This window comes from Sphingomonas hominis, assembly GCF_013328205.1.
Lineage (GTDB): Bacteria > Pseudomonadota > Alphaproteobacteria > Sphingomonadales > Sphingomonadaceae > Sphingomonas > Sphingomonas hominis.
On record NZ_JABULH010000001.1, the window covers coordinates 778,961 to 794,670 of the forward strand.

At 66.3% G+C, this 15,710-nt stretch carries 21 protein-coding genes; 11 read left to right on the forward strand and 10 right to left on the reverse strand.

Annotation, left to right across the window (positions count from 1 at the left end; translation table 11 throughout):
• Positions 1–17 precede the first annotated feature (17 nt).
• Entirely contained in the window at positions 18–494 is a 477-nt protein-coding gene (gene greA, locus HRV97_RS03940) for a transcription elongation factor GreA (protein WP_174192341.1), read from the forward strand.
• A 158-nt stretch (positions 495–652) separates the two neighbouring features.
• On the opposite strand, the gene HRV97_RS03945 is transcribed toward greA, so the two are convergent.
• The 5 genes from HRV97_RS03945 to HRV97_RS03965 are packed head-to-tail and all read right to left on the reverse strand — an operon-like array spanning position 653 to position 2,681.
• Positions 653–880, reverse strand: coding sequence for a DUF4170 domain-containing protein (locus HRV97_RS03945; RefSeq protein ID WP_174192342.1), 228 nt, complete (start codon positions 878–880; stop codon positions 653–655).
• Between the two features lie 39 nt (positions 881–919).
• Complete coding sequence (locus tag HRV97_RS03950) at positions 920–1,402, reverse strand: hypothetical protein (protein ID WP_174192343.1); 483 nt, start codon at positions 1,400–1,402, stop codon at positions 920–922.
• A 31-nt stretch (positions 1,403–1,433) separates the two neighbouring features.
• Positions 1,434–1,754: a DUF3618 domain-containing protein gene (locus HRV97_RS03955; protein WP_174192344.1), complete on the reverse strand. Its 321-nt coding sequence runs from the start codon at positions 1,752–1,754 to the stop codon at positions 1,434–1,436.
• Positions 1,751–2,131, reverse strand: a complete 381-nt coding sequence (locus HRV97_RS03960) for a phage holin family protein (protein ID WP_174192345.1) — start codon at positions 2,129–2,131, stop codon at positions 1,751–1,753. The genes HRV97_RS03955 and HRV97_RS03960 overlap by 4 nt, the downstream gene beginning before the upstream one ends.
• A gap of 4 nt (positions 2,132–2,135) precedes the next feature.
• Positions 2,136–2,681 carry a hypothetical protein gene (locus HRV97_RS03965; RefSeq protein ID WP_174192346.1) on the reverse strand — a complete coding sequence of 182 codons (546 nt, stop codon included), beginning with the start codon at positions 2,679–2,681 and terminating at the stop codon, positions 2,136–2,138.
• Between the two features lie 134 nt (positions 2,682–2,815).
• On the opposite strand from HRV97_RS03965, the gene eno reads away from it, so the two are divergent.
• Complete coding sequence (eno, locus tag HRV97_RS03970) at positions 2,816–4,096, forward strand: phosphopyruvate hydratase (protein ID WP_174192347.1); 1,281 nt, start codon at positions 2,816–2,818, stop codon at positions 4,094–4,096.
• A 91-nt stretch (positions 4,097–4,187) separates the two neighbouring features.
• Positions 4,188–4,454 carry an FtsB family cell division protein gene (locus tag HRV97_RS03975; RefSeq protein WP_246248500.1) on the forward strand — a complete coding sequence of 89 codons (267 nt, stop codon included), beginning with the start codon at positions 4,188–4,190 and terminating at the stop codon, positions 4,452–4,454.
• Between the two features lie 41 nt (positions 4,455–4,495).
• Here HRV97_RS03975 and HRV97_RS03980 read toward each other — a convergent pair whose 3' ends face one another.
• The 3 genes from HRV97_RS03980 to HRV97_RS03990 all read right to left on the reverse strand — a co-directional run bounded on the left by HRV97_RS03980 (position 4,496) and on the right by HRV97_RS03990 (position 7,028).
• Positions 4,496–5,317, reverse strand: coding sequence for an alpha/beta fold hydrolase (locus HRV97_RS03980; protein WP_174192348.1), 822 nt, complete (start codon positions 5,315–5,317; stop codon positions 4,496–4,498).
• A gap of 74 nt (positions 5,318–5,391) precedes the next feature.
• Positions 5,392–6,492, reverse strand: coding sequence for a 3-dehydroquinate synthase (gene aroB, locus HRV97_RS03985; protein ID WP_174192349.1), 1,101 nt, complete (start codon positions 6,490–6,492; stop codon positions 5,392–5,394).
• Complete coding sequence (locus tag HRV97_RS03990) at positions 6,489–7,028, reverse strand: shikimate kinase (RefSeq protein WP_174192350.1); 540 nt, start codon at positions 7,026–7,028, stop codon at positions 6,489–6,491. The genes aroB and HRV97_RS03990 overlap by 4 nt, the downstream gene beginning before the upstream one ends.
• Positions 7,029–7,129: 101 nt before the next feature.
• On the opposite strand from HRV97_RS03990, the gene HRV97_RS17620 reads away from it, so the two are divergent.
• Genes HRV97_RS17620 through HRV97_RS04005 form a run of 4 tightly spaced genes read left to right on the forward strand, consistent with a single transcriptional unit; the run spans position 7,130 to position 10,929 of the window.
• Positions 7,130–7,264 carry a hypothetical protein gene (locus HRV97_RS17620; RefSeq protein WP_281356770.1) on the forward strand — a complete coding sequence of 45 codons (135 nt, stop codon included), beginning with the start codon at positions 7,130–7,132 and terminating at the stop codon, positions 7,262–7,264.
• Positions 7,254–9,026: a hypothetical protein gene (locus tag HRV97_RS03995; RefSeq protein ID WP_174192351.1), complete on the forward strand. Its 1,773-nt coding sequence runs from the start codon at positions 7,254–7,256 to the stop codon at positions 9,024–9,026. The genes HRV97_RS17620 and HRV97_RS03995 overlap by 11 nt, the downstream gene beginning before the upstream one ends.
• Before the next feature lie 7 nt (positions 9,027–9,033).
• Positions 9,034–9,969: a tyrosine-type recombinase/integrase gene (locus HRV97_RS04000; RefSeq protein WP_281356771.1), complete on the forward strand. Its 936-nt coding sequence runs from the start codon at positions 9,034–9,036 to the stop codon at positions 9,967–9,969.
• Positions 9,970–9,978: 9 nt separating this feature from the next.
• Positions 9,979–10,929, forward strand: coding sequence for an acetyl-CoA carboxylase carboxyltransferase subunit alpha (locus HRV97_RS04005; RefSeq protein WP_174192352.1), 951 nt, complete (start codon positions 9,979–9,981; stop codon positions 10,927–10,929).
• Between the two features lie 66 nt (positions 10,930–10,995).
• Here HRV97_RS04005 and HRV97_RS04010 read toward each other — a convergent pair whose 3' ends face one another.
• On the reverse strand, positions 10,996–11,169 hold the full coding sequence (locus HRV97_RS04010) for a Flp family type IVb pilin (RefSeq protein ID WP_174192353.1): 174 nt from the start codon (positions 11,167–11,169) through the stop codon (positions 10,996–10,998).
• Between the two features lie 150 nt (positions 11,170–11,319).
• Between HRV97_RS04010 and HRV97_RS17755 the strand changes: the two genes are divergently transcribed.
• From HRV97_RS17755 to HRV97_RS04030, 4 genes are all read left to right on the forward strand, one after another.
• The gene (locus HRV97_RS17755; protein ID WP_343044421.1) at positions 11,320–11,973 is read left to right on the forward strand and encodes a (deoxy)nucleoside triphosphate pyrophosphohydrolase; all 654 of its coding nucleotides are present in this window, start codon (positions 11,320–11,322) and stop codon (positions 11,971–11,973) included.
• 427 nt (positions 11,974–12,400) lie between these two features.
• Positions 12,401–13,486 carry an acyl-CoA dehydrogenase family protein gene (locus tag HRV97_RS04020; RefSeq protein WP_174192354.1) on the forward strand — a complete coding sequence of 362 codons (1,086 nt, stop codon included), beginning with the start codon at positions 12,401–12,403 and terminating at the stop codon, positions 13,484–13,486.
• On the forward strand, positions 13,477–14,226 hold the full coding sequence (locus tag HRV97_RS04025) for a PIG-L deacetylase family protein (protein ID WP_174192355.1): 750 nt from the start codon (positions 13,477–13,479) through the stop codon (positions 14,224–14,226). The genes HRV97_RS04020 and HRV97_RS04025 overlap by 10 nt, the downstream gene beginning before the upstream one ends.
• Complete coding sequence (locus tag HRV97_RS04030) at positions 14,216–14,797, forward strand: class I SAM-dependent methyltransferase (protein WP_174192356.1); 582 nt, start codon at positions 14,216–14,218, stop codon at positions 14,795–14,797. The genes HRV97_RS04025 and HRV97_RS04030 overlap by 11 nt, the downstream gene beginning before the upstream one ends.
• On the opposite strand, the gene HRV97_RS04035 is transcribed toward HRV97_RS04030, so the two are convergent.
• Positions 14,687–15,682 (reverse strand): glycosyltransferase, encoded by a 996-nt coding sequence (locus tag HRV97_RS04035; RefSeq protein WP_174192357.1) that lies wholly within the window; start codon positions 15,680–15,682, stop codon positions 14,687–14,689. The genes HRV97_RS04030 and HRV97_RS04035 overlap by 111 nt on opposite strands.
• Positions 15,683–15,710: the final 28 nt, after the last annotated feature.

The window sequence follows — 15,710 nt, forward strand, 5'->3', positions numbered from 1 at the left end:
TTTGAAGGAAGTGACGCATGGCGACCGTTGAAAAGATGCCGATGCTGCAGGAAGGCTATGAGAAGCTGAATGCGGATTTGAAGCGTCTGAAGATCGAACGCCCGCAGATCGTCGACGCGATCGAGGAAGCGCGTGCGCACGGCGACCTGTCCGAGAATGCCGAATATCACGCCGCCAAGGAGCGGCAGGGCCAGATCGAGGCGTCGATCGCCGACATCGAGGACAAGCTCAGCCGCGCGCAGATCATCGACCCGCGCGACCTGTCGGGCGACAAGATCGTGTTCGGCGCGACGGTCACGTTGATGGACGAGGACGACAAGCCCGTTCGCTACCAGATCGTCGGCCAGACGGAGGCCGATGCGAAAGGTGGACGGATCAGCTACAACTCACCGCTGGGCCGTGCGCTGATCGGACGCAGTGTCGATGACGAGGTGGAAGTGACCGTTCCGTCGGGCGACCGGTATTACTTGGTGTCGAAGATCGAGTTTATCTGACTCAAGCCTGCCTGCATACGCGCTACGCTGAGTGGCCGTGCAGACGATTGTGGTCAGCTAGTATGTTGTTTTCAGCTCAGCGGATTCGAACGCAGAAGCTAACGTGTGAATGACTAAAGTCGGCGAGCGTCTTAAACGCTCGCCGACTTTCTTGATGCTTATGCCACTTCGCCGCCGAGCGTCGGCTCCAGCAGCCGATGCAAATGCACCACCACATACTTCATCTCGGCGTCGTCGACGGTGCGCTGTGCCGCACCGCGCCATGCCTTCTCGGCACTGGCGTAATCGGGAAAGACGCCGACGACGTCGATCGACGTCAGATCGTTGAATTCCAGCGTGCGCGGGTCGCTCACGCGCCCGCCGAAGACTAGGTGAAGCTTGCTCATGCGCGCGCCCTTAACGTCATCGGCGGGAAACGTGAAGGCTTAGGCTGCAGTCGAGGGCGTGGCCGATTGCTCGTTTGCCTGGCTCAGCTCTTTCTTGCCGGCGGACGCAGCCGCTTTGCCCGCCGTCGCGGCGGCGCCGGCCATATTCTGAACCAGCGTCTTCACCTGATCCTTCGCGCCACCCTTGGTCAGCCCGAGGTTCTGGAACTCGCTCTTGCCGGACTCACGCGCGGCGGCGAACGCGGCGACCGCCGTGGCGCCCAAACGCTTGCCGACCGGGGCAAGAAGTTCCTTCTCCTTCTGCGAGCGGGGCAGCACCGCACCAACCAGTGCACCGAGCGCGATGCCACCGGCGACGATCCCCAACGGATTCGCTTCGGCAACATGAGCGGTCTGGTGCGCCAGTTCGCGAGCCTTATCGCGCGACGTATCCACCGCATCGCTCGCGATCGTCACGACGCTGTCGACGCCTTCGCGAAGGCGACCCTGATGTTCATCGTGCCCGTTGTTCTTGTCGGTCATGTCGGTGATCCTTTTACGAGCGAATATATGATTATCGAACGTGCCTGAGATGCGCTGGTTGCGCTGCCGATGGCGGCCGCTTGATCAACCCGAGCGCGCGACCCAGCGGTTTCCGGCACAACAACACAATGAAGAGCGCCGCCCCGCCAGTGACAATCGACGGATTGCGCATTGCGGTTTTGATCGACGCACGCGCCATGGACTGCGCGCCCTCGGTCGCGCTGTCGACGGCCTCACGGGCGAGCTTCTTGGGTGCCAGCTGAACCTGGAGCTGCTCCACAGTCCCGTTCAGCCGTTCACGCGCCGCGGTGGCGCGTGCCTCTGCCGCGACGACGTCGGCCGGCGTCGTCATGCGGCGACCTTTGGCGTTAGGCGGTTCTTGCCGATTACGGCCAGCACGCCCGCCGTCACGAACACCAGGCCGACGACGATCAACGTCGCGAACCCGGGTCCCACCTTTGTCGCCAATGTCTCAATCAAGCCGACCAGCAGTGCGATGAGCCCGGCCAGCGCCAGCACACCAGCCACCGCGAAGAAGATCACGGCGGTCTTGTAGCGACCAACCGCTTCTCCGACCTTCGCCTTTTGCAAGGCGATCTCGGCGCGCGCCACTTCCTTGGCGTCGTCGGTCAATTGCGAGACAAGGCCTGCAACCCCCGGCGAGGGCGCTTCGTCGCGTACGCCGTCCGCCAGGCGGCGGATGGGCGTGACATTGCTGGGCTCGGTCATCGCCTTACGCGCCGCGCTGGTCGACGCTCGCCGAAACGAGCCGCGCTGCGACGAAGCCGAATGCGGCCGCGACGCCGACCGCGACGCCCGGGCTCTTCTTCACCAGTTCGCGTGCCTGATCGAACAACTCGTCCACGCTGGTTTCGTCGAGCGTGCTGGTGAACGACTGTACCTGATCCGCGGCACTGCGCGCATATTGGCCGTATTGCTGACCGAGCTTCTCGTCGACCTGGTCTGCCGCGTCGTTGAGCAACTGTGTCAACTGGCCGAGCGCGTCGGTTGCCTTCGTCTTGCCGTCCTCGGCGAACAGGCGCGCGCGGTCGGCTGCTTGGCCGCGCAAGCCCGACGCGCCCTGCTTCACCGTCTCGGTCGCCTCCGCCACCTTGGCCGACGCATTGTCGGCAACCGACGTTGCGCCCTTGTCGCCGTCGACCTGCGCGCCCGTGTCCTTCAGCGGAGCCGCGGGCTGGAACGACGTGTTCACGGGCGGTGTCTCGATGTCGCTGCTGGTCATCGGTGCCAAATCGTTGCGATCATTAGAGTCGGCCATCGTCGTCGATTCCTTCTTATGGTTTCGGCGTGAACCCCGCTCGCCGCCACCGGTTCCCTCGCGTTGCGGCATCGGTCGGCCGCCGCTAAGGCCGTCGCCACAAGCGTCGGCAACACAGGTAAGGGGACCGTTACGTGACCGCAATCATCGACATCCACGGGCGGCAAATCATCGACAGCCGCGGCAATCCGACGGTCGAGGTCGACGTGCTGCTGGAGGATGGCAGCTTCGGCCGTGCCGCGGTTCCCTCAGGCGCCTCGACCGGCGCGCACGAAGCGGTCGAGCGGCGTGACGGCGATAAGGGCCGGTGGGGTGGCAAGGGCGTCGATCAGGCAGTCGAGGCGGTCAACGAGGAAATTGCGGGCGAGATCGTCGGCATGGATGCCGAGGATCAGCTCGAGATTGATCACGCGATGATCGAGCTCGACGGCAGCGAGAACAAGGGTCGGCTGGGTGCCAACGCTATCCTGGGCGTGAGCCTCGCGGTCGCGAAGGCGGCGGCGGACGCGCGCGGCCTGCCGCTCTACCGCTACGTCGGCGGCGTCGCCGCGCACGTGCTGCCGGTGCCGATGATGAACATCATCAACGGCGGCGAGCATGCCGACAATCCGATCGATTTTCAGGAATTCATGATCATGCCGGTCGGCGCGCCGTCGCTGAGCGAAGCGGTGCGCTGCGGGTCGGAGATTTTCCATACCTTGAAGAAGGGCCTCCACGACAAGGGGCTGGCGACCGCAGTCGGCGACGAGGGCGGGTTCGCGCCCAATCTCGCCAGCACCACCGACGCGCTCGACTTCATCATGGCGAGCATCGAGAAGGCGGGTTACACGCCGGGCGACGACGTCATGCTCGCGCTCGATTGCGCCGCGACCGAGTTCTTCAAGGATGGCAAATACGTCATCTCGGGCGAAAACCTCACGCTTGAGCCCGGCGCGATGGCCGAATATCTCGCCGACCTCGTCGCGCGTTATCCGATCCTTTCGATCGAGGACGGCATGGCCGAGGACGATTTCGAGGGTTGGAAGGCGTTGACCGACGCAGTGGGCGGCAAGGTTCAGCTCGTCGGCGACGATCTGTTCGTCACCAACCCGAAGCGGCTTCGCGACGGGATCAAGCAGGGCTTTGCCAACTCGTTGCTGGTCAAGGTCAACCAGATCGGCACGCTGTCGGAGACATTGGAGGCGATCCGCATCGCCGAACGTGCGGGCTATACGGCGGTAATGAGCCACCGGTCGGGCGAGACCGAGGATTCGACGATCGCCGATCTGGCGGTCGCGACCAATTGCGGTCAGATCAAGACCGGCAGCCTCGCGCGCTCGGACCGGCTCGCCAAGTACAACCAGTTGATCCGCATCGAGGAAGAACTGGACAAGGTGGCGCATTACGCGGGCCGCGACGTGCTGCGCACGCGCTGAACCGTCTTGCCACGGCGGCGCATCTGCGCGATTTTCATGCGCGATGCGCCGCAAACAAACACCACCGATCGTTCTTCTCCGCCGGGCCGCGATGCCCGCCGCTGCGCTGTCGGTGATGGGGTTCTTCGGCGCCTATGCGGTGACAGGGTCGAACGGCATCTTCGCGCTGGGCGACTATAAGCAGCAGATTGCGGCGCACGAGCGGCAATATCAGCAGCTTGATCAGCAACGCACGATGTTGCGCAATCGAGTCGCGCTACTCGATCCACGGCACGCCAATCCCGATCTGGTCGACGAATTGGTGCGCAAGGAATTGAACGTCGCGCACCCTGACGAGGTCATTATCCCGTTGAAGTGATCGGGTCGGGGCTGCTTGGTACGGCCCCGACCGATCGTTCGTCAGCGCAGGAAAGTCAGCAGGTCCTGCGTCAATCGGTTGCCCTCGGTCGCGAACAGACCGTGCGGTGCACCGTCATATTCGACCAATTGGCTGTTCGCGATCCCCGCGGCCGCTGCCCGGCCGGCAGCGTCAATCGGCACCGTCTTGTCGTCAGTGCCGTGGAGGACCAGCGTCGGTACGCGGAATGCGGCGAGATCGGGCCGAAAGTCGGTGTGCCCGAAGCTTTCGGCGCAGGCGAGCGTCGGCTTGAGCCCGGCCTGCATCGCCAGCCGCCACGCCCAATCGATCGTCGCGCTGCTGACCGGGCTGGTCAGATAGCCTTCGCCGAAGAAGTCCTTGAAGAATGACTGGAAGAACGCCGGGCGATCCTTCTTGATGCCATCGGCGATCTCCTGCAGCTTGTCCTCCGGCGTGCCGTCGGGATTGTCGTCGGTCTTGAGCATATACGGCACCACCGACGAGATCAGTGCGGCCGAGACGACGCCGCGACCCCCGTGACGGCTCATGTAGCGCGCGACCTCGCCGCCGCCCATCGAGAAGCCGACCAGGCTGACGTTCTCTTCGGCGCCGGTTGCCTTCATCACGTCGGCCAGATCGTCGCTGAGCGTGTCGTAATCGTAACCCGACCATGGCTGGCCCGAGCGGCCGAACCCGCGTCGATCATACGCGATCGCGCGAAAACCTGCGTCGGCCAGGGCCTGCATCTGCGGGTCCCAGCTGTCGGACGATAGCGGCCAACCGTGGATCAGGATCACGGGTCGACCCGAACCCCAGTCCTTGACGTAGATGTCCGTCCCGTCGCGCGTCTTCACGTAAGGCATGCGGCTATCTCCAGCCTGTTGTTGAGCCGGATAAACGTGGATCAAGTCAGGGCGTTCCTGCCCGCTGGTGACGGTCAGCGCGCCTCGTCGGCCAGGAAACGTTCGACCCGATCGAGCGACACGGTCTTGTCGAGGTACGTTTGCCCGATACCGCGCGCGAGCAGGAAGGGCAGGGTGCCCGCCGTCATCTTCTTGTCGTGACGCATGTGCTCGACCAGCCGCGCAGCGGGTGCGGTGACCCGCGACGCGGCGAGCCCGTCGGGCAGCCCGCTCTCGCGCCAGTGCGCCGCGACCCGGTCGGCGTCCGCGCGCGTGCATAGCCCGAGTGCCGCAGAATAATCGAAAGCGAGCCCGCATCCCGCCGCCACCGCCTCGCCGTGCAGCAATCGGTCGGAGAAGCCTGCCTCCGCCTCCAGCGCGTGACCGAAGGTGTGACCCAGGTTGAGCAACGCGCGCTGGCCGGTCGTCTCGAACTCGTCCTCGCCGACGATCCGAGCCTTGGCGGCGACCGCGTGCGTGATCGCGTACACCCGGGCCTCGGGGTTGCCCGCGAGCAGCGCTGCGCCGTTCGCCTCGCACCAGGCAAAGAAGTTGGCATCGTCGATCAGGCCGTATTTGACCACCTCGGCATAGCCCGCACGCACCTGCCGCGCGGGCAGCGTGTCGAGCACGTCGGGGTCGATCAGCACGACGCGCGGCTGATGAAACGCGCCGATCAGGTTCTTGCCGGCGCGCGCGTTGATCCCGGTCTTGCCGCCGACCGAGCTGTCGACCTGGGCGAGCAACGTCGTGGGGATCTGCACGAAGCGGCAACCGCGTTTCAGGATCGCAGTCGCGAATCCGACTAGGTCGCCGATCACCCCGCCGCCCAGCGCCACCACATGGTCCTGCCGTTCGACTCCGAAGCCCAGCAGCGCGTCGCACAAACGCTCCAGCACCGCCCAGCTCTTGGTGCCCTCACCCGATGGCAGCACGACCTCGTGTGAGGCGATGCCGGCCTGAGCGAGCGAGTGGCGCAGCGTGTCGAGGTGCGGCGCGACATGCTCGTCGGCGACGATCACCACCGGCCGCGTGCCGACCAAGGGTGCAAGCTCGTCACCCGCGCGCGCGAGCAGCCCGCCGGCGATCCGCACCTCGTAGCTGCGCTCACCGAGTGAGACCGGCACCACCTTCATCGTCCAATCGCCTCCAGTATTGCGCGCACCGTGTGTTCGTGCGGTGCGTCTGCACTCGTCACCCTTAGGTTGGCGAGGCCGTAGAACGGGTTCCGCTTCGCGGCGAGATCGCGCAGCACCGCGCCCGCGTCGCGTCCGCGCAGCAGCGGTCGCGTGTCGCGCCGCCGCACCCGCTCGACTAGCACTTCGACCGGTGCGTCGAGCCAGATCGACAGCGCGTCCGCCAGGATCAGCGCGCGCGTGTCGTCGTTGATGAAGGCGCCACCGCCGGTCGCGATGACCTTGGGTCGGCCGTCGATCAGCCGCGCGATGACCCGCCGCTCGCCATCACGGAAATATGGCTCGCCGTAACGCGAGAAGATGTCGGCGATGGTCATGCCCGCCGCGTGCTCGATCTCGTGATCGGCGTCGACGAACGGCAGCTTGAGCCGGTTGGCCAGCCGGCGCCCCACTGTGGACTTTCCAACGCCCATCAATCCCACCAACACGATCGGCTGTCCCGTCCAGGCGGGTGTCACGGGCGGGCTATGCAACATGGCGAGGCGGGCTATACAGCGCACTTCGACGCGGGCGCCAGACCTTGCGCTCGGCGCGAGGGCGGCGCGGTCGGGTCACCGCTTTGTTCAGGGTACAAGATATGCGTTTGATCGTCTCGCTGCTGGTGGTTGTACTGCTGATCGTCGGCGCGCTGTTCTTCTTTGCCGGCCGCGCGACCGAGCGTCCGGTGACGCAGATCGAGAAGCCGGTCGAGCTCGGCAACCTTGCGGCTTAAACGCCTGCTGGCGGGCGCGGCGGCGGCAGCGATCGCGGCCACCGCGCTGGCGCAGGAACGTCCCGAATCGCTGCTCCCTCCCGGCTTCGGGCAGACACCGCCGCCCGCGCCTGTGCCGACGCCGACAGCGACGAGCACGCCCTCCGTCAGTCGTCCGGCGGCGCCCGGCACGATCCAGCCGCTGCCGGCACTGCCGCCACTAGTATTGCCCAGCCCCACACCGACCGCGTCCCCGACGCCGGATGCGGCGGCGCTCGCTTTGTATGAAATGCCCGCGTTCGCGCGTCGTTCGCTCACGCGGGTCGGGCCGATCGGTGCGGGTGAGGGCGGGGTGGCACCCGACGCGTTCGGGCGTGCGGATGGCCGCTATCTCGAAACGCTGATGCGGCGATTGTCGGCGCCGCTGCCCTCGCGCTGGTTGTCGATCGCGCTGCGTCGCCTGCTCGCCTCGCGCCTCGAGACGCCCGCGCACGTCAATGGCGCCGACTTCGCGGCCGAACGCGCGTGGCTGCTGCTGCGGATGGGCGAGTCGGTCGCCGCCCGCGCGGTCGCTCAGTCGGTCGACGCGAACAATGTTACGCCGAAGCTCGCGCAGGTGTGGATGCAGGCGTCGCTCGCCAATGCCGATCCCGCCGGGCTGTGCACGCTCGCCGAGCAGCCGCGCATCGCGGCGAGCGAGCGCGGTTGGGAAATGGCGCGCGCGATGTGCGCAGGGATGGTCGGAGAGCGCGCGCAGCCGCTGATCCAGCGTCTCCGTCGCCGTCGCGTCGCGACCGGCATCGACCTGCAACTGGCACAAAAGGTGGTCGGTACGGGCGCTGCCAGTCGACAGGCGATCACGATCGAGTGGGACCCGGTGTCGCAACTGACCGCCTGGCGCTTCGGCCTCGCGACCGCGACCGGCGTGACGATCCCCGACAATCTCTACGCCACGGTCGGTCCGCAGGTCTCAGGATGGCGCGCGCTCGCGCCCGCGATCCCGCTTGCCGATCGGATGGTCGCGGCCGAGCGGGCGGCGGCAATGGGGGTCCTCTCCAACGCCGCACTCGTCGACTTCTTCGCAGCCTCGCGCGAGTTGGAGGAAGCGCCGGCCGCGCTCGTGCAGGCGGCCAACGACCTGCAGGATGCCTATATCGGCACGGACCGCGCGACCCGGTTGAAGGCCATGGCGTCGTTGTGGGACGGCAGCGACACGCCGGCGGGTCGCTACGCGCGATTGATCCTGACCGCGCGCGCGGCGGGGCGTTTGACCGTGTTCGACGGCGTGGAGCAACCCGACCGGCTCGTCGCCGCGATGCTGTCGGCCGGGCTCGATCGCACCGCGATGCGCTGGCAAGGGCATGTGCCCGTCGGCGGTGACGCGTGGGCGATGCTGCTGCTCGCCAATCCCGACCGCTCGGGTGCCGAGTTCAACGATCTGGATGATTACGCGCCGGCGGGCGCGAACGCGGCGCGCAAGAAGCAGTTGTTCTTTGCTGCGATGGCAGGGCTCGGTCGCATGGCGCAGGACGATGTTGAGGCCGGGGCGCAGGCTCTCGACGTCCGTATCGGCGCGGCCGACGCCTGGACCCGCGCGCTCGATCGCGCGGCGGCGGATGGCCAGACCGGCACGGTGCTGCTGCTCGCCGCGGCTGGGATGCAGGCGGGCGACTGGGGCGGCGTACCGCCGGCTGCGCTGTACCGAATCATCGGTGCGATGCGCGCCGTCGGGCTGACCGGCGAAGCGCGCATGATCGCAGTCGAGGCGTTGACCAGGCTGTGAGGTCGCGTTGACCGCCGCTTCACGCGAGACGCGGTTGAGCGACCGCGATGCCATTGAGCGTTTCCTGGAGATGATGGCGGCGCAGTCGGGGGCCGCGCGCAATACGCTGTCCGCCTATCGCACCGACCTGCGGCTCGCCTCTGAGGTACTGAGCGGTGCGCTCGTCGTCGCCGATGCCGAGTCGCTCGGCCGCTTGGCGACGAGTTGGGACGCGTTGTCGCGCGCCACGATCGCACGCAAGGCCGCAGCCTTGCGGCGTTTCTTCGCCTTCTTGGTTGAGGAGGGCGATCTGACCGACGATCCGTCCTCCGCGCTGCCACGTCCCGGCAGCGATCGGAACCTTCCGCGCACGCTGTCGCACGACGACGTCGATCGCCTCTTCGCGGTCGTGAGCGAACGGTTAGGGCGCGAGCCTCCGCTAACCGCCGATCTGCGGCTCGCGGCGTTGATGGAGCTCCTTTACGGCTCGGGCCTGCGCGCGAGCGAACTGGTCGGGCTTCCACGGCTGGCGGTGCAGTCCGACAAGCCGTTCCTGATCCTAAAAGGAAAGGGGGGGCGCGAGCGGCTGGTCCCCTTGTCCGATCGCGCGCGCGCCGCGGTGGCGGCCTGGCGCGTCCATGTGCCGGTCGAGCAGCATTATTTGTTCCCCTCGGGCAAGACGCACATCTCGCGCTTCAGGCTGTTCCAGCTCGTTCGTGCAATCGCGGCGGAGGCGGGGATCGCACCCGATCGGATCAGCCCGCACGTGCTGCGTCACGCTTTCGCGACCCACCTGCTGGAGGGCGGCGCCGACCTGCGCGCGTTGCAGTCCATGCTCGGCCACGCCGATATTGCCACCACCGAGATCTACACGCACGTCGACCGTCGCAAGCTCGTCGAACTGGTCAACGAGCGGCATCCGTTGCGGGAGGCGCTCGTTGACGCTGGCGCGCGCGCGTCCTAACCGCCCGCGATGCTTAAATTCCTCGATTTCGAGAAGCCGATCGCCGAACTCCAGTCGCGCATCGACGAACTGCGCGATACCGGTGCGGAGGGCGGCGTAGACATCGCTGCCGAAGTGTCGCGGTTGCAGGCCAAGTCCGACAAGCTGCTGAAAGACACGTTCGCGCGTCTGACGCCGTGGCAGAAGACGCAGGTCGCGCGTCATCCCGAACGTCCGCATTTCAAGGATTATGTTGCCGGCTTGTTCAGCGAGTGGATGCCGCTCGCTGGCGACCGCGCGTTCGGCGACGATCAGGCGATCCTGGGCGGCTTCGCGACCTTTCGCGGCCGGCGGATCGTGGTGCTTGGACATGAGAAAGGCGATGATACCGCGACCCGGCTCCGTCACAATTTCGGTATGGGCAAGCCCGAGGGCTATCGCAAGGCGATCCGGCTGATGGAACTGGCGAACCGATTCGCGTTGCCTGTTGTCACTTTGGTCGACACGTCGGGCGCTTTTCCCGGCATCCAGGCGGAAGAGCGCGGTCAGGCCGAGGCGCTCGCGCGCTCGACCGAGACATGCCTGTCGCTCGGCGTGCCGCTCGTCTCGGCGATCGTCGGGGAAGGCGGATCGGGTGGCGCGGTCGCGTTGGCGAGCGGCAATCGTGTGCTGATGTTCGAGCACGCGGTCTATTCGGTGATTTCGCCCGAGGGTTGCGCCTCGATCCTGTGGCGCACCGCCGACAAGGCACCCGATGCGGCGGAAGCGATGAAGGTAACGGCGCAGGATCTACACGCGTTAGGTGTCGCCGATACGATCGTGCCCGAGCCGTTGGGCGGCGCGCATCGCGATCCCGCACGGGCGATCGCCAATTTGGGCGATGCGATCGAGCATGCGCTCGGCGATCTGGTCCCGCTTGACGCTACCGCATTGCGTCAGGCACGCCGATCGAAGTTCCTGGCGATGGGATGTGTTGGCTGATCAGCTTTTGTCGCTTGGTACGCTAACAGGGCAGCGAACCGTGAGGTTCGCTGCCCTGTTTGAGATTTAGGCGGTGGTCTTCGCCATCTCGGTGCTGGCCTTGGTGAAGGTCGCCTTCAGCTGGGTGCCCAGGCCCTGCATGGCGGCGATTGCGGCGACGGCGATCAGCGCGGCGATCAGGCCGTACTCGATCGCGGTGGCGCCCTTGTTGTTCTTCAGAAATGCACGAATCTGCTGCATGTCGATCTCCAGTGACTATTCGAAACTTCAGTTACCCGGCTGGTTTTCCGAAGTCCGGTAGCCAGCAACAGCTTCATAAATGCGGCCGAGTTGAAAAACTCTTAAGCCTCGAACCAGTTAGTGTGAGGCCGTTGATGCGGTCACACGCGTATGGATGTCGGACCACATGCGCTGCGTGACGTCCGCCAGCTGGACAATCGCAATGAAGATCACGAGCACGATGAAAGCCAGGATGAAGCCGTATTCGACGCTGCTCGTCCCGGCGCGCGCGTGTGCGACACGACGCAGGAACGTTACGATGTGCCCTATGCGGAACGGAGGTATCCTCATGGTACAAGGAGCTATCAGGTGAGCCTTAACGATCCATCCACATCGAAGCATGAAGAAACACGCGACGTTATGCCCACGATCGTCGTGGCGGCGGGATCGATCGACGCGGATGGACGCGTGATGATGCAACGGCGACCTGCAGGGAAAGCACACGCCGGACTGTGGGAGTTCCCAGGCGGCAAGGTTGAAGTGGGGGAGGCGCCCTCCGAAGCCTTGGTGCGGGAGTTGCGTGAGGAGCTCGGCATTGTTGTCGATGTGACGAGTCAATGCTCGATCGATTTCGCAGCGACTGAGCACGTGATCTTATTGCTGTTCGCGTGTCGTTGTTGGCAAGGAGACATGATCGCGTCGGCGGCGGATGAGCTGCGGTGGGCCGTCCCGGCATATCTCGCCGAGCTTCCCATGCCGCCGCTGGACGTGGCGCTCGTTCAGCGCATGTTGGACCAGCGGCGCCTTGATCGCTTCACGTTGTAGCATTCGCGATTATGCCGATACTGCCATGCAAGCATTGTCTTGGTTCACCGTATCGGTGACTGCATGGAGAGTTTCGTTTAGGTGAACGGCCTTGACAAGGGCGGATGAAATGCTGTTTTTTTGTGCCGAGCGACTGCTCTCAAGCCGCCTTGCGAACGCAGGCCAACGCGGGGGCGATCTCGCGATGCTGAGTGCCGCAGCTGAAAGAGCCTCTTTCTGATCGAACAGCAGAGCCGAAGCAGGCGTAACATGTCCAATACTTTTCGCGCGGGCTGGCAGTGCCCGCGAATTCACGGATGGTCGGAGCCACGGTTGTTCAGCCTGGCCTTGCTGGTCGTCGCTGCCGATGCGCGATCGTACGGGGGTGATGGGAACAAGCAGCGACACTGGCGCGCTCACCAAGCAAAGGGAGAAAACGCTTTTGTTGATGGAACCAGCGTTGGGGACGCGTGGCTCGCTGGCCGAGCGGGTGCGTGAGGTGGCCCGCGACTGGGATCAGGTAAACGGTCCGGAGACGTTTCCGGCCGATCGGTTGCGGGTTCTAGCCGAAATCGGTGCGCTGTCTTCGTTCGTCATGCTGAACGACTGCTCGGCTATCGCGGAGTTGCTGACGACGCTACGACTGATCGGCGGCGCGGACCTGAGCTTGGGGCGCGTGTTCGAGGGGCATGTCAACGCAGCGCAGCTGATCCACGCTTACGGTAGCGACGAACAGCGAGCGGAGCTCGAACATGATCTCGCGCGTGGTCGCTGCTACGGCGTTTGGAACACCGGTCCTACGCCGCCGATGCGCATTTGCGCGAGTTCGGACGGTTTTCTTTTGTCAGGCGCCAAGAACTTCGCGACCGGTGCCGGTCACATCGACAAGGCGCTGATCACCGCTACCCGCGACGATGGTGGCAAGCAGCTCGTTGTCGTCGACGTGGCGGCTGACCGATCACGCGTGGATAATACCGCATGGCAGGTGCGCGGCATGCGCGGCACAATGAGCGGCACGTTCGACTTCGACGGCATGTTGGTTCCCGAGTCCGCGCTGATCGGCGCGCCCGACCTATACGAACGCGAACCGCGCTTCTCGGCGGGCGCGTGGCGCTTCACCGCGGTGCAACTCGGCGCGGTCGAGGCGCTGCTGCGTCATTGGCGTGATCACCTCGTGGCGAGCGGCAAGGGAAGCGACGCCATCCAGCGCGCGCGCATCGCAGCGGCGTTCGTCGCGACGCGGTCGGCCGCTTTGTGGGTCACCCAGGCTGCTCGGCTGGCCGAAACGGAAGCGCCGCAGGCGATCGCTCACGTGCTCATGACGCGGGGGGTGGTGGAGGAGGCGGGGTTGTTGGTGATGGAAGGGGCGTCGCGCGCGGTGGGAACGGCCTCGTTCTTCGCGTCGAGCCGTATCGATCGCATCACGCGCGACCTAGGGCTGTACCTGCGCCAGCCGGTGCCCGATCAGGCGCGCGACCGCGCCGCCGCGGCGTGGCTGGAGGCGGATTGCTGGGGCGAGAATGAATGGTGGTGACACCCGGCCGGGCGGCGTGGCGCCGTGCCGCGCTGCGCGCGCGCGCGCTGCCGATCGCGGCGGCCGCGCGCGAGGGCTGGTTGGTGATCGCGCCGCACCCCGACGACGAGGCGCTGGGCGCGGGTGGATTGATCGCAGAACTGGCGCGGCGTCGCGTACCGCTGCGCGTCGCCTTCCTGACCGACGGGTCGGGGAGTCACGTCGGCGCACCCGGTTGGAGCGCGCGGCGCGTCGCCGCATTGCGCGCGCGCGAGGCACGCGAGGCGCTGCGCATCCTTGGGGGGGACGCTCCGGCGACCTCGCTCAACTGGCGTGACGCCGCACCGCACGCGCCCGACACGCCGCCGTTCGACCGAACCGTACGCCGCCTGGTCGCGCTGTGTCGCCGCGCGCGGCTGACCCGGGTTGCGACGACGTGGGAAGCCGATCCGCACTGCGACCATCAGGCCGCCGCGCAGGTCGCGCGAGCGGTGGCGCGCCGGCTGGGTACCACCCCCTTGTTCTACTGCGTGTGGGGGTGGACCCGCGATGACATCGCGCAGCAGCTAGCGGGGGTGCGTCCCTGGGCGCTCCACGCGCCGCAGCACCGTGGGATCGTGCGGCGCGCCTTGTCGTGTCACCGCAGCCAATTGGGTGGTCGTATTACCGGTGCACGCGAGCGCTTCGTGCTGTCGCGTGCGATGCGTCGGCTGGCCGACCGCCCGTTCACGATGTTGCTGGAGGAACGCGATGCGGCGTGAACGCTCGATCGATCCCGACTGGTTCGAGACGCTGTTTCGCGAGCAAGGCGATCCGTGGCAGTTCGAGACCAGCGCGTACGAACAAGCCAAATACGACCACACGCTCGCCAGTCTGTCGCGCCCGCGCTACGGCTCGGTGCTCGAGGTCGGCTGCGCCAATGGGGTGTTGAGCCGACGGCTTGCCGAGCGGTGCGACGAGATGATCGCGGTGGACGTGTCGGAGACGGCGCTGAGCGCGGCGCGCGCGCGTTGCGCCGATCTGCCGCATGTCCGCTTCGACCGCCGTCGATTGCCGCAGGACGCGCCCGATGGCCGCTTCGATCTGGTGACCCTGTCGGAAGTCGTTTATTACTGGGATCGCGCCGATCTGGCGCGTCTGGCCGATTACCTGCGCGAAGTGGTTGTCGTCGGTGGCGATATCCTGCTGGTTCACTGGACCGGCGACACCGACTATCCGTTGTCAGGAGACGACGCGGTCGAGGGCCTCAGGGGATTGCTGGGCCAAATGATCGAACCGATCCATGAAGAGCGGCGGGAGCTGTATCGGCTCGACCTGTGGCGGTGCAGGTGACCGCCGCGCGCGGATCAGCGCACCCGCACGCGCGATCGCGGCAGGCAGGGTCGCGAAACTGAGCTGATCCGACGTCGTCGCCCGATCGGGATCGAGCGCGGCCGGAAAGGCGTAGGTTTCATGCAGCGGCTCGTTTTCGCCTTGCGTGATCCAGCGTGCAAAGGCATCCGCCATCCCGCCCGGCGCGCGGCCGTCGAGCCGACTGGAGGTGAACACCCGCACGTCGATCGGGTGACGCACGGTGCCGCCCGCCGCGCGCACCGCCGCGAACAAGGCACGATCCTCGGCCAGCGCCGGTGTCGGAGCGCCGCCGATCAGGCGATAGGTGCCGAGTGTCAGCGCGATGCTGGCGCCACCCTCATAATAATGACGTGGCCAGGGATCTCCGGCCGAGGGCTCTCGGTCCGCGCGCAGCCAGTCTAGCGCGGTATAATAGCGTCCGAGCAGATTGAGCCGCAGCATCGCCGCTGGTCCCAGCGCTGCGCGATCGTCGCGCCTGGTCAATGCGCGCCCGGCCACCGCGTCGGCCCCGCGCGCCAGATGCCTCGACGCAGCCACGATCCAGTCGGGCCACACCAGCGTGTCGGCGTCGGTCGATAATAGGAGATGGTGCGGCTCCTCGAGCAGCGCCGCCGCCGCATCGAAAGCGAGCCGCCGCGCCCAGCCGGCGTGGCGATGGCCCGGCAACAGCGAAACCGCCGCCCAGTGCAGTTCGGCGTGTCGCAAATGTGATCTGCCGAGCACGTCGAGCGTCGCATCGCGGCAATTGTTGGCGACCACCATCACCGACACACGACCATCGAACCGCGCCGCAGCCTCGTCCAGCGCGGCCAGGCAATCCGGCAGGTACGCCGCCTCGTCCTTGGCGGGTAGCGCGACCGCCACACAGGGGCGACGATCGTTCGTGATGGAG

Coding starts and splice junctions, on each gene's coding strand:
- greA (WP_174192341.1), top strand. CDS start 18: ATGGCGACCGTTGAAAAGATGCCGATGCTGCAGGAAGGCTATGAGAAG.
- HRV97_RS03960 (WP_174192345.1), bottom strand. CDS start 2,131: ATGACCGAGCCCAGCAATGTCACGCCCATCCGCCGCCTGGCGGACGGC.
- HRV97_RS03955 (WP_174192344.1), bottom strand. CDS start 1,754: ATGACGACGCCGGCCGACGTCGTCGCGGCAGAGGCACGCGCCACCGCG.
- HRV97_RS04030 (WP_174192356.1), top strand. CDS start 14,216: ATGCGGCGTGAACGCTCGATCGATCCCGACTGGTTCGAGACGCTGTTT.
- HRV97_RS04010 (WP_174192353.1), bottom strand. CDS start 11,169: ATGCAGCAGATTCGTGCATTTCTGAAGAACAACAAGGGCGCCACCGCG.
- HRV97_RS03980 (WP_174192348.1), bottom strand. CDS start 5,317: ATGCCTTACGTGAAGACGCGCGACGGGACGGACATCTACGTCAAGGAC.
- HRV97_RS03965 (WP_174192346.1), bottom strand. CDS start 2,681: ATGGCCGACTCTAATGATCGCAACGATTTGGCACCGATGACCAGCAGC.
- HRV97_RS04020 (WP_174192354.1), top strand. CDS start 12,401: ATGGAACCAGCGTTGGGGACGCGTGGCTCGCTGGCCGAGCGGGTGCGT.
- HRV97_RS17620 (WP_281356770.1), top strand. CDS start 7,130: ATGCGTTTGATCGTCTCGCTGCTGGTGGTTGTACTGCTGATCGTCGGC.
- HRV97_RS17755 (WP_343044421.1), top strand. CDS start 11,320: ATGGATGTCGGACCACATGCGCTGCGTGACGTCCGCCAGCTGGACAAT.
- HRV97_RS03975 (WP_246248500.1), top strand. CDS start 4,188: ATGCCCGCCGCTGCGCTGTCGGTGATGGGGTTCTTCGGCGCCTATGCG.
- HRV97_RS04025 (WP_174192355.1), top strand. CDS start 13,477: ATGGTGGTGACACCCGGCCGGGCGGCGTGGCGCCGTGCCGCGCTGCGC.
- HRV97_RS04005 (WP_174192352.1), top strand. CDS start 9,979: ATGCTTAAATTCCTCGATTTCGAGAAGCCGATCGCCGAACTCCAGTCG.
- HRV97_RS03950 (WP_174192343.1), bottom strand. CDS start 1,402: ATGACCGACAAGAACAACGGGCACGATGAACATCAGGGTCGCCTTCGC.
- HRV97_RS03990 (WP_174192350.1), bottom strand. CDS start 7,028: ATGTTGCATAGCCCGCCCGTGACACCCGCCTGGACGGGACAGCCGATC.
- HRV97_RS03945 (WP_174192342.1), bottom strand. CDS start 880: ATGAGCAAGCTTCACCTAGTCTTCGGCGGGCGCGTGAGCGACCCGCGC.
- aroB (WP_174192349.1), bottom strand. CDS start 6,492: ATGAAGGTGGTGCCGGTCTCACTCGGTGAGCGCAGCTACGAGGTGCGG.